General features: G+C 74.4%; 9 protein-coding genes. 3 read left to right on the top strand and 6 right to left on the bottom strand.

Going from position 1 to position 11,561, the window contains the following annotated elements; translation table 11 throughout:
• Positions 1-8: 8 nt before the first annotated feature.
• Together FMEAI12_RS24260 and FMEAI12_RS24255 are read right to left on the bottom strand one after the other, a co-directional pair.
• A complete protein-coding gene (locus tag FMEAI12_RS24260; RefSeq protein WP_112107968.1) occupies positions 9-683 on the bottom strand; it encodes an aminodeoxychorismate/anthranilate synthase component II in 675 nt (224 codons plus the stop codon).
• A 140-nt stretch (positions 684-823) separates the two neighbouring features.
• A complete protein-coding gene (locus FMEAI12_RS24255) occupies positions 824-1,723 on the bottom strand; it encodes a DUF881 domain-containing protein (protein WP_112107967.1) in 900 nt (299 codons plus the stop codon).
• Between the two features lie 214 nt (positions 1,724-1,937).
• Between FMEAI12_RS24255 and FMEAI12_RS24250 the strand changes: the two genes are divergently transcribed.
• Positions 1,938-2,204, top strand: coding sequence for a cell division protein CrgA (locus FMEAI12_RS24250; RefSeq protein ID WP_112107966.1), 267 nt, complete (start codon positions 1,938-1,940; stop codon positions 2,202-2,204).
• 206 nt (positions 2,205-2,410) lie between these two features.
• Here the strand turns inward: FMEAI12_RS24250 and FMEAI12_RS24245 are convergent, their stop codons facing one another.
• The 3 genes from FMEAI12_RS24245 to FMEAI12_RS24235 form a co-directional block, all read right to left on the bottom strand.
• Positions 2,411-4,321, bottom strand: coding sequence for a glycoside hydrolase family 15 protein (locus FMEAI12_RS24245; RefSeq protein ID WP_071063985.1), 1,911 nt, complete (start codon positions 4,319-4,321; stop codon positions 2,411-2,413).
• Positions 4,322-4,492: 171 nt separating this feature from the next.
• Positions 4,493-5,410: a PIG-L deacetylase family protein gene (locus FMEAI12_RS24240; protein ID WP_112107965.1), complete on the bottom strand. Its 918-nt coding sequence runs from the start codon at positions 5,408-5,410 to the stop codon at positions 4,493-4,495.
• Entirely contained in the window at positions 5,407-6,663 is a 1,257-nt protein-coding gene (locus FMEAI12_RS24235; protein ID WP_235014411.1) for a class I SAM-dependent methyltransferase, read from the bottom strand. Before FMEAI12_RS24235 ends, FMEAI12_RS24240 begins: the two co-directional genes overlap by 4 nt.
• A 228-nt stretch (positions 6,664-6,891) precedes the next feature.
• Between FMEAI12_RS24235 and FMEAI12_RS24230 the strand changes: the two genes are divergently transcribed.
• Both FMEAI12_RS24230 and FMEAI12_RS24225 read left to right on the top strand, forming a co-directional pair.
• On the top strand, positions 6,892-10,029 hold the full coding sequence (locus tag FMEAI12_RS24230; protein ID WP_112107963.1) for a BTAD domain-containing putative transcriptional regulator: 3,138 nt from the start codon (positions 6,892-6,894) through the stop codon (positions 10,027-10,029).
• Positions 10,030-10,034: 5 nt separating this feature from the next.
• Positions 10,035-10,487 (top strand): PH domain-containing protein, encoded by a 453-nt coding sequence (locus FMEAI12_RS24225; protein WP_112107962.1) that lies wholly within the window; start codon positions 10,035-10,037, stop codon positions 10,485-10,487.
• Positions 10,488-10,510: 23 nt separating this feature from the next.
• Here FMEAI12_RS24225 and FMEAI12_RS24220 read toward each other — a convergent pair whose 3' ends face one another.
• Entirely contained in the window at positions 10,511-11,557 is a 1,047-nt protein-coding gene (locus tag FMEAI12_RS24220; RefSeq protein ID WP_235014415.1) for a rhomboid family intramembrane serine protease, read from the bottom strand.
• Between the last annotated feature and the right edge of the window lie 4 nt (positions 11,558-11,561).

The raw sequence follows: 11,561 nt of genomic DNA, 5'->3' as shown, positions 1-11,561 counted from the left end.
GCCGTTACTCAGAGGAGCGCTATCGGTTCAGCGCTCCCCGAAGGGGCCAGGCGGAGGGTCTCGACCTCAGCCGCCAGGGCGGGGGCGAGCCGCATGGCCGCGCCGCCGTCGCCGCAGATCTCCAGCCAGCGGGCGAGCATCAGGTGCCCGCCCTGGGTCAGCACCGACTCGGGGTGGAACTGGACACCCTCCAGCGGCAGCTCGCGGTGCCGCATCGCCATGACCACCCCGCTGTCGGTGCGCGCGGTCACCTCGATCTCCGCCGGCAGCGTGCTCTCCTCGACCGCCAGCGAGTGGTAGCGGGTGGCGGTGAACGGCGAGGGCAGATCCGCGAGCACGCCGACGCCCTCGTGGTGGACCACCGAGGTCTTGCCGTGCAGCAGCTCGGGCGCCCGGTCGACCGTGGCCCCGTGGGCGACACCGAGTGCCTGGTGGCCCAGGCACACGCCGAACAGCGGCAGCCGCCGCGCCGCGCAGGCCCGCACCATCGCGATGCTGACCCCGGCCGCCTCGGGGGTGCCCGGCCCCGGCGAGAGCAGGACGCCGTCGGCCCCCAGCTCGTCGAGGTCGCCCGGCTCGACCTCGTCGTTGCGGCGCACCACGCACTCGGTGTCGAGCTGGCCCAGGTACTGCACCAGGTTGAACACGAACGAGTCGTAGTTGTCGACGACCAGGATCCGCATCGGGCCTCCCCGGAGCACGGCACCCGGTGAGGTCATCCGCCTGGGCGGGGAGCCGGACACCGGGCGCGGCGCGCCCTCGGGTGCTGGCTCCATCCTGCCTGACCCCACGGGACAACCGAAACGATCACTCGATCAGATGATCACTGGCCGCCGGGCGCCGACGGGGTACCGGACGCGGGCCGGGCCACCGCCCCGGGCCCCGCCAGCAGACTCCCGGCGTACGCGGGCAGGACGACGTCCGTGCCGGACGTCACCTGGTACCCCAGACCATAGGCGTCGACGTACTCCCGGTAGAGCAGGACGCCGGGGTCGGTGTCCAGCGCGGCCCGCAGCACGTCGGGGTCACCGATCGCGCTGATCCGGAACGGGGGTGAGTACACCTGCCCCTCCAGCAGCAGCGTGTTCCCCACGCACCGCACGGCCGTCCGCGGGGTCACCCGGTGATCCATGATGGCCATGGCCTCGGCGCCACCGGCCCACAGCGCGTTCACGACCGCCTGGACGTCCTGCTGGTGCACGACGAGGTCGTTCGGGCCGGGCGGGGGGACGCCGGGGGGCAGCGACCGGCCCCGGCTCTCCCGCGGCGCGTCGTCCAGCTCGACCGTGACCGCCGGCCCGCGCATCGCGGTGAGCCCCACCTGGGCCGCGAGCGCGGCACGACGGTCGAGCGGATCATCCACCGCCGGCTTGGGAAGTGTGGGCGTCGTGGCCGGCGCGGCCGGGACCGCCGACGATGCCGGGTTCGCCGCCAGCGCCTCGCGCTCGGTCTGGAGCCGGTCAAGTTCCGCGTCCACCCGGCGGCGGTCCTGGGCGACCAGCCCGGCGACGCTGACGACCCCGGCGCCCCCGACGCGCCCGCCCGCCGATGGCCGCACGGCCGCCGCGGTGAGCAGCGCGGCGCAGGCCACGACCAGGCCGACCAGCGCGATCCGCCAGGCCGTGGCCCGCCGCCGCGCCGCCGGCGTGGGCGCCGGCTCTTCTGTCTCGTCCGTCTCGTCCGTCGTGCTTCCGGCCTTCCGTGCCGGGCCACCGCCGGGCAAGGCCCGGGTGCCGCGATCGTCCCCCGCCGCAGGGTACGCCGCGGACCACGCTCCGCTGCCAGGGCGGTCACTCGCGGCGCGCCGGGGCGCGGCGGGAGCGCCCGTCACCACGTCCGTGGCGGTGCACTGTCTACGCTGGTGGTGAACATTTGGACGGTGCCGGCCCGGCGGCCTGGTCGGCGCACCGTGAGAACCTGGTCACGAGGAGCCCGCAGTGCCCGAATCCCGACGCCGGAAGCCGAAGAAGACCACGGTGGCGGCCCCGCAGACCAGCACGCGCGCACCGAAGCGCAAGCCGCCGTCACCGCCATGGTTCGGCGGCATGATCCTGGCGTTCTTCCTGATCGGCATCGCCTACCTGCTCGTGTACTACTTCTCGAACGGCGGCGTGCTGGGGATGGAGAGCCTCGGCGGCTGGAACATCCTGATCGGCTTCGGTTTTGTCGTCGTGGGCCTCGCCGTGTCCACCCAGTGGCGCTGACCGCCCGGTTCCAGGCAGCGCCCGGGGTTCCTGGCGGACCGGTCCGCCAGGAACCCTGACACAGGCGCGACTTGCACAGCTGTCATTCATCCACAACCGTTGTCCACAATGTGGATATCGGGGTTCTGACCCCCCATCCGGGTGGTTGTGTGCCCGGTGCCCGGTCCCGCGCGCCGGAGCCGGGCGGCGCCTCAGCACCCCGGCGGCTAGGAGCGGGTGAAGGACTCCCCGGACTCGGCCCGGATCACGTACATGACCGCGTTGATCAGCGCCAGGTGGGTGAATGCCTGCGGAAAGTTGCCCAGGTGCCGACCGTCGGCCGGATCGATCTCCTCGGCGTAGAGGTCCAGCGGGCTGGCCAGGCTCAGCAGCCGCTCGCACAGCTGCCGGGCCCGGGTGAGCTCACCGATCTCCACCAGCGCGGAGACGAGCCAGAACGAGCAGATGAGGAAGGCGCCCTCCTCGCCCTCGACCCCGTCGTCGGTCTCGTCCGTCCGGTAGCGCAGCACCAGGCCGTCCACCGTCAGCTCGTCGGCGATGGCGAGCACGGTCGCCTTCACCCGGTCGTCCGTCGACGGCAGGAAACCCAGCAGCGGCATCAGGAGCACCGAGGCGTCCAGCGACGTCGAGCCGTAGTACTGGGTGAAGACACCGCGGTGGTCGACGCCGTTCGCGAGCACGTCGGCGTGGATCTCGTCGGCGATGTCGTCCCAGCGGCCCGCGGTTCGCAGGTCACCGCGCATCTGCGCGAGGCGGCGCCCCCGGTCCAGCGCGACCCAGCAGAACATCTTCGACGAGGTGAAATGCCGCGGCTCTCCCCGGACCTCCCACATGCCGCGGTCCGTCTCCCGCCAGTGCGCGGCCGCCGCCTCCACCAGCCGGACCAGCACCGGCCACAGCCGCTCCGAGAGATAGTCCCGCGACCGGGTGTGCAGGTAGACCGAGTCGAGAACGGCCCCCCACACGTCATGCTGGCGCTGCTTCGCCGCCTCGTTACCGACCCGCACCGGGACGGCGCCGTCATAGCCGGACAGATGCCCGAGAATCTCCTCGTCGATCTTCGGCTCGCCACCGACCCGGTACATCACCTGGATGTCGTCGGCGTGCTCGGCGACGTCCGCGATGAAGGAGAAGAAGTCGTTGGCCTCGTAGTCGAGCCCGAGGGTGTACAGGCCCCACAGGGCGAACGTGGAGTCCCGGATCCAGCTGTAGCGGTAGTCCCAGTTGCGCTCGCCCTGCGGCGTCTCCGGCAGCGAGGTGGTCGCGGCGGCGAGCAGCGCCCCGGTCGGGGCGTAGGTGAGGCCCTTGAGCGCCAGTGCGCTGCGCTGCAGGTGCCGGCGCCACGGATGGTCGGGGAACCGCCCACGTGAAAGCCACTGCCGCCAGAACTCGGTGGTGCTGTCGACGGCGGCGCAGGCCTGCGGATAGTTGCCGGGCAGCAGCGGGTCCTCGGCCCGCCAGGTCATCGCCACGAACGCGGTGTCGCCCTCCCGCAACGTCGTCCGGGCCAGCGCGCGGCGGCCGTCGAACCCGAGCCGCAGGTCGGTGCGCAGCCGCAGCGCGACGCCCGCTGCCGGGTCGCCGGCCGGGGAGTCGTGGGTGATGATCCCGGTCGAGTAGTCCTCATCCTCGTACCGCCAGGACGCCGGGCTGCGGCCGTAGTCGAAGTTGGGCTCGCAGACGAGGCTGAGGTCGACGTCGCCGTGCTCGCAGCGGGCCAGCCGGAGCAGCACGTGGTCGGCGTCCCAGTCGCCCGGGGTGCGCCGGTGCGTCTTGGAGCGCCGGTGCGTCCGGTGCCAGCGGCCCACGACCAGGCAGTCGGTGACGATCAGCCAGCCCGTGGGCGTCTGCCAGGTCGTCTCAAGGACGTTCGTGCCGGGCAGGTACCGCCGGCCGGCCGGAATGAAGGTCCGGTCCGGGCCGAAGCGGAACCCGCCGGCCGAGCGGTCGAGGACGGCACCGAACACGCTCGGCGCGTCCGGGCGTGGCACGCACATCCACTCGACGTTGCCGCTGGGCGCCACGAGGCAGTTCGTCTCGCAGTCGGAGAGGAACCCGTACTCGGCGATCGGTGGGAACGGGCTGCCCCCGCCACGCCGCGTCGGTGTGTGCGCCACCGCTCCCCCTTCACCCGCGCCGCCCGCGCGGCGCCGTCGCGTGCGACCGGACGCCGTCACCGACGGATCAGGGCAACCGTGCCGCTACTTTAAGTAAAGTTAAGAACGCGAATGGTAGCCGTCGGGCCGTGGTGCGCAAGCCCCCCTGCCGGGGAGTCGCCAAGGCGACAGTCAAGGTGACACCCGGCCGCGATGGTCGACGAAGGCCTCCTCCGCGACCCAACCGGCGAACCGGTCCGGCCCCAGCGCCGCCAGCGCGCCCGCGGTCTGCGAGGCGTGCACCCGCAACGCGGCGACCTTGCGTTCCAGCAGCCGTCCAGCCAGGTTCAGCCGTACCGCGAGCGCGCCTGGCGGGACGACCGGGCCGTCGTCGCCGTCAAGGTCCGCGCCATCCACCGCGATGCCGAGGAGTTCGTCGACGTCCCTCGTCCGCTCACGGTGGTCGGTCGACGCGGCCGCGTACAGCAGGCGGGCGCCGTCCGGGGCCGCCCGCGCGAACGCGGTGGTGGTCCAGGCCGAGACGGCGCGGTGGTCCGGATGGCCGGTGAACCCGTCCGGCCCGAACGTCACGACGACCGCCGGACGGAGCTCACGGATGATGCCCGCGATCCGCTCCACCGGGCCGGCCGGGCCCGGCGGGCCGGCCGGGCCCGCCGCGGCGGCCTGGGCGACCTGGGCGCAGCCGCCGTCGGGGAGTCCGAGCAGAACCTGCTCGCGCACCCCGAGGACGTCCAGCGCCTCGGCCAGCTCGGCCACCCGCAGCCGGTCGAGGGTCAGCCCCGGGGGCGAGCCGGGCGGGACCAGCCCGCCCAGCTCGCCGCGGGTGGCGGTGACGCAGACGACCCTGGCGCCGAGATGCGCGGCGGTGGCCATCAGCGCCCCGGAGAGGTAGGTCTCGTCGTCCGGGTGCGCCCAGACGCCGAGCAACGGTCCCGGGGACGGCGCCCCCGCCGGTGCGGTCGCCGGGGGTGCCGCCGCGGCGCGGCCCGCGGTGAGGAGGTCGAGGACCACCGCCGCCACCTCGGGATCGACCGGAGCGGCGGCCTCCGTCGCGGCCGGCCCGGAGGTCACGACCGGGCCGGAGGTCACGACCGGGCCTCGACGACGATGTTCACCATGGTCTCGGCGGCCACCCGGACGGAGCCGAACCCCGCCGCCGTGAGGACCTCGCGCAGCCGCGCCGGCCCGGCCATGCCGCCGAGCGCGTCCGTGCCGTCGCCGTCGTGGTCGTGGTCGTGGCCGCCGACGTGGTCGTGGCCGTGGCCGTGCTGGGACAGCGCGTCCGGCAGGCACACCAGGGTGGAGGCGGCGTAGAAGGTCAGCCCGACGACGTCGGTGTTCTCCTGCACGCTGTCCCCCGCGCGCGGCTCGACCAGCATCAGCGTGCCGCCCGGCGCCATCGCCCGGCGGCACGCCGCGGCGGCCGCCACCGCGTCCCGGACGTGGTGGAAGGAGTCGAAGAAGCAGACGAGGTCGTACCCGTTGCCGATGTCGCCGGTTACCGGGGCGACCGAGAACGTCGTCCAGTCGGCCACCCGGGCGCGGTTGGCGGCCGTCCGCGCGGCATGGATCGACTCGGGGTGCGGGTCGACGCCGTGGAAGGTGGACATCGGGAACGCCTCCGCCATGAGCAGCGTCGAGGTGCCGTGGCCGCAGCCCACGTCGAGGACCTTCGCGCCGGCACGCAGCCGCTCGACGACCCCGTCCAGCGCGGGCAGCCACTCGCTCACCAGGCTGGCGCGGTAGAGCGGACCGAAGAACCGGTCGACACCGCTGTAAAGCCGCGGGTCGTGGGTCCCCCAGCCGATGCCGCCGCCGGTGCGGAACGCCTCGACCAGCCGGTCCGCGGCCGCGTAGAAGCCCATGAGCGACTCGTAGCCGCCGGCCGAGGCCACCGGCGAGTTCGGGTCCGCGAGCACGGCGGCCCATTCCGCGGGCAGGTGGAACCGCCCGCTCGCCGGGTCATGGCGCAGGTTGCCCGCGGCGAACTGGGACGCGAGCCACTCGCGCAGGTACCGCTCGGCGAGACCGGTCGCCGCCGCGAGCTCCGTGCTGGTGACCGGGCCGGCGGCCGCGAGGGCCGCCCACAGCCCGAGCCGATCGCCGAGCCAGCCCAGCGCGCCCACGGTGGCGACCGCCTGGTCCTGGGCGATCTTGTAGGTGAACCGCTCGACCTCCGCGAGGTCCAGGCCCGCGGGCGTACCAGCCTCGGCGACCGCCGCTCCAGCCGTCTCGGGGGCACTCCCGGGGACGGTCCCGTCGGTGGTCCCGGGCGTTGCCTCTCGGCTCGTCTCGCCGGCCGTCGTCTCGATGGTCGTGCTCGTCATGGTCGTGCTCGTCATGGCTGCCTCCTCGCTGTGTCGGATGCCCGGCGAGGTGTCAGGCACCCGTCCGGACGATCCCGGTGATGAACACCTCTGAGACTGCGGTCACGGACTTGAATGGGACCTGCACGCGGGATGCGCGACGGTCCCGGCGGATGCACGGCCACCGAACGGCGGATGCACGGCCGTCCCGGGGGGCGGAAACGTCCCGGTGGGCGGAAATCGAGGGATTCGGGGGGCGACAACGTGGACGACGCGGACACGGGCGTGGAGATCGACGTGCTCGGCCCGATGCGGCTGTGTGTCGACGGCGCCGAGGTGGACGTCCCCGGTGCACGGCGGCGGGCGTTGCTGGCCATGTTGGCGATGTCGCGGGCGCGGGTCGTCGGGGCCGGCACGCTGATCGACGCGGTCTGGGGCGCCGACCCGCCCGCCTCGGCGGACGGCACGCTGCACAGCCATCTCTCCCGCGTCCGGGGCCATCTGGGGCCGCGGGCCGGCCGTCTCATCCGGGACGGCGCCGGATACCGCCTGGTCCTGGGCGCGGACGCGCTCGACGCCACCCGTGCCGAGGCGTTCGCCGCCCAGGCCCGCGCGCTGCGCCCCACCGACCCGGCCGCCGCGGTGGACCGGCTACGGCAGGCCCTCGATCTGTGGCGCGGTGACGCCCTGGCGGAGTTCGGCTCCGCCGGTCCGCTCGGCGCCGAGGCGGCCCGGCTCACCCGGCTGCGGCAGACGCTCGTGGACGGCCTGCTCGACGCCCGACTGGCCTGCGGCCCGGCTGGCGCGGTGATCGGAGATGCCGAGCAGGCGGCCACCGCCGACCCGTTACGCGAGTCGGCGCTGCTGCTGCTGGTCCGCGCGCTGGCCCTGGACGGCCGGGCACCCGAGGCCCTCGCGGCGGCCCGTGACTTCCGCCGCCGGCTCGCCGACCAGACGGGCCTGGAGGCGTCGCCGGCGCTGGCCGACCTCGAACGCGCGGTCGCCCGCGGCGACCTCGCCGGCCCCGTCCCAGGCGCCGTCCAGCCCGGCCCACCAGTCACGGCAGGCCAGCCGGTCACGGCCAGACCGGCAGTAACGGCAGGCCAGCCGGTCACGGCCAGACCGGCAGTGACCGCGGTCACGACACCGGCACGGCGGCCGGATGACCCGGACGGCCGCGGTGCCGGGCCGGCCAGGGCGCGCGTCCCGCGCTCGCCCACCCCGCTGCTGGGCCGCGCGGAGGAACTGGACCGGCTCGCGGAGCTGCTGCACCCCGACCGCTGCGTCACCGTCGTCGGCCCCGGCGGAGTGGGAAAGACCCGGCTGATGCTGGACCTGGTGCACCACGCCGCCCCGCGATGGCCGGACGGAGCCACCCTCGTCGAGCTGGCGCCCGTCCGGGACGAGGCGACCGTGCCGTTCGCGCTGGCCCAGGCCCTCGAGGTCACGACCAGAGGGGACCTGCTCCGCGCGGTCATCGACTATCTGGCGACCCGCCGGCAGATCCTGGTGATCGACAACTGCGAGCACCTCCTGGACGCCGTCCGCGACCTGGTGGGCGAGCTGCTCCGCTGGGTACCCAACCTCACGGTGCTCGCGACCAGTCGCGCTCCGCTGGGAACGTCCGGGGAATGGGTGTTCCGCCTCGGGCCGCTGCCGCTGCCCGCCCCGGACACCGATCCCGCGGGCGCCGCCGCCGTTCGGCTGTTCCTCGACCGGGCACGCCAGGCACGGGGCGGCCGGGATCTGCCCGCGACGGCCCTCGAGGACGCCGCGGCGATCTGCCGACGCCTGGACGGGCTGCCGCTGGCCATCGAGCTCGCCGCGAGCCGGCTGACGGCGCTGAGCCCGGCCGACCTGCGCGCGCGGATGGACGCCGGGCTCGACCTCGGGCGAGGCCGGCGACCGCCCGTCGACGACGACCGCCATCACACCCTGCGCGGCACGATCGCCTGGTCCTACCGGCTACTCGACGCCCAGGCCCAGCGTCTCTTCCGCCACCTGGCGGCGGTTCCCGGCCTGTTCGACCTCTCGATCGCGGAGGCCGTCGCCGACGCCGTCACCTGCTCCGAGGATCCCGAGCCGGCGGAGGATCCGATCGCCGCCCTCAGCACACTTGTCGACGCGTCGATGGTGGAAACGGTCACCGACCCGGCCCATCCCGATGACGGCACCGCGTTCCGCATGCTGGACAGCATCCGCGCGTTCGGCCTGGAGGCCGCTCGGGCCGCCGGGGAGCTCGAGACCGCCCAGATCCTGATCGCGGCGTGGGCCCGCGAGTTCACCCGGTCGGCGGCGGGCGGCCTGCATGGTCCGGACGGGCCGCGCTGGGGCCGGCGGATCCTGACCGCGCTGCCCGTGCTGCGTGCCTGCCGCGAGCGGATGCTGAAACACGGCGACCTGGCCGGGGCGGCCCGGATCAGCATCGATCTCGGGGAGTTCGCGGCCTGGCACAACAACGCCGAGCTGTGGGCCTGGGCCCTGGAGACCGCGGACGACCCCGGCCTCGCCGAGCTGCCCGAGGCCCCGCTGCTGTACGCCGCGGCCAGCCACGCGGCCTGGCGGGCCGGCAGTCTCGGGAAGGCCCGCGAGCTGGCCGACCGGGCCCTCGCCACCGCCGTGGACGACGCCGGTGTCGCGACCGCCCGGTACGCGCTGGGCGTGACCGACCTCTTCGCGGGCGAGTTCGCCTCATCGATCGACCACCTCGTCGCGGCGGCCGCGCTCGACGCCGACCTGGCCGCCAACGAGATGGCCGTCGCGGCGTTGGCCGCGGCCTACGGCGGCGATGCCGACCGGGCGGACGCGCTGGTCACGCGGGCACGTCAGCTCGTCGGCACGTCGGGAGGGCCGATCATCTGGTCGTTCGTCGAGTACGTCCAGGCCGAGATCCACATCCACGACGATCCCGTTACGGCGCGCCGGCACGCCGAGCGTGCCCTGGCCGCGGCCCGCGCCGGCGGCGTCACCTTCGCGGTCGGGATCTCGCTGGTCACCCTCGCCTCGTCCGCGGTGCGGACGGGTGACCTGGCGACCGCGACCGCCCACTACCCGGAGGTGATCCGGCTGTGGCTGCGCACCGGTAGCTGGCCGCAGCAGTGGACCACGCTGCGCAACGTGGCGGACCTGTTCGGCCGGTTGGGGCGGGACGCCGAGGCGCTGCTGCTCTCAACGGCCGCCGACGCGGACCCGGACTCCTCCGCCGTGGTCGGAGCGGATGCCGAGCGGGTCCACAACCTGGTTGAGCAGCTGCGGGACAGGCTCGGCGTGGACGCGGTCGCGGCGATCCGGCGGCAGGCCGCCCAGCTGACCCGGCTGGAGGTCGTGGACCGCGCCCTGACCACGCTCGCCGAGCTGGAGCACCAGGGGGCCGGGACGCCCGCGCCACCTGTGGTTGGGTGAGGCGGGTGAGCACGCCCCCGGTCGACCTCTCCTGGTCGCCGCCGCTCTGGCGGTGCGTGGCCTACGCCGCGGGCGGCGCGGTGCTGCTCGTTGTGGCCGCCGTCGAGGACCTCGCCTGGCGGGTCGCCTCCCTCGACGGCGCGGGACGGCTGCTGGTCGGCCTGGTCGGGCTGGGCCTGGTGGCGCTCGCGATCAACGACGCGGTGTCCCGGCCGACGCTGCGGCTCGGCCCCGGCGGGATCGACTACATGGAGGGCCTGCGGCGCCGGCACCTGCCGTGGGCCGCGGTGATCGGCGCGCGGTCAGGCACCCTCACCCACGGACGGCGCCTCGTTCACCTACGAACCCTGGAGATCGAGACCATCGACGGGCCCGTGCTGCTCAGCCGCCGCGCACTGGGCACCGACCCGGAGCGGGTGGCCGAGGCCGTCGAGGAACTCCGCCTCCGCCTGGGCTGACTCCCGACGGCGGCAGGGGGCCGCTAGGCGAAGGCGGTGGTCAGGTCCGCGCTCTTGATGACGGCCGCCGCGAAGAGCAGGCCGACAAGCGCCAGCACCCCGGCCGCCTGCACGACCGTTCGGCGCGGCGGGACGTAGGCGTAGAGCAGGCCGACGAGCACCCCGGCCGCCAGCCCCCCGACGTGGCCCCAGCGGTCGATGAAGGACAGCGTGAACGTGAGCGCGAAGTTGATCCCGATCAGGATCAGGATCTGCGTCGTGTCGGCGCGCAGCCGCCGGGCGATCACGTAGTACGCGCCGAAAAAACCGAAGATCGCGGTGGACGCCCCGACCGAGTTCACGGACACACCGTTCACCAGGTAGCTCAGGGTGTTCCCACCGACGGCGCAGGCGACGAACAGGGCCACCAGGCGGAGCCGCCCGAGAATCGCCTCGAGCTGGTAGCCGAGCACGAACAACGCATACAGGTTCACCAGGACGTGCAGGTAGTTGACGTGCAGGAAGGCGGCGGTGAGGAGCCGGTAGTACTGGTCGTCCCACGCGAGAGACACGCCGTACAGGCGGAAGTCGGCGCTGAACTGGTTCAGGGAGCCGGAGTCGCGCGCCAGCCCGGGCAGGCCCTGCAGGACGAACGCGACGAGGCACAGGCTGATCAGAACCTGGGTGACCAGCCCGCGGCGACCGGCTCCCGGCCGGCCACCGAAGTCCGTCCGCGGCTCTCGGCGCCGCTCGGGGCGCCCGCCACCGCCGGCGCCGGACTCCTCCGGGCAGTGGAAGCCCACAGCCGCCGGGCGCATGCAGTCCGGGCAGATGGGACGCCCGCACCGCTGGCAGGTGACGTACGTCTCCCGCTCGGGATGCCGATAGCAGTGGGGCAGGCTCGGCGCTCCCGCCGGCGGTGGGGTCCACCCGGCGTGGCCGGCGGGCGGGCCGGTCTCCGGCCGCCATCCGACCTGCTCGTGCGGCGGGCCGCCCGACGCAGGGCCGCCGTTGGGAGGGCCGCCGTTGGGAGGGCCGCCGTTGGGAGGGCCGCCGTTGGGAGGGCCGGCGGCGGGCGGCGGCCCTCCCAACGGC

This window comes from Parafrankia sp. Ea1.12, assembly GCF_900465275.1.
Lineage (GTDB): Bacteria > Actinomycetota > Actinomycetes > Frankiales > Frankiaceae > Parafrankia > Parafrankia soli.
Note: the sequence above shows the minus strand (reverse complement) of the source record. Positions and strands in the feature narration are given on the sequence as shown.

Bases quoted from the DNA above. Each gene is read 5' to 3' on its own strand.
- FMEAI12_RS24260 (WP_112107968.1), bottom strand. From the start codon at position 683: ATGCGGATCCTGGTCGTCGACAACTACGACTCGTTCGTGTTCAACCTG.
- FMEAI12_RS24235 (WP_235014411.1), bottom strand. From the start codon at position 6,663: ATGACGAGCACGACCATGACGAGCACGACCATCGAGACGACGGCCGGC.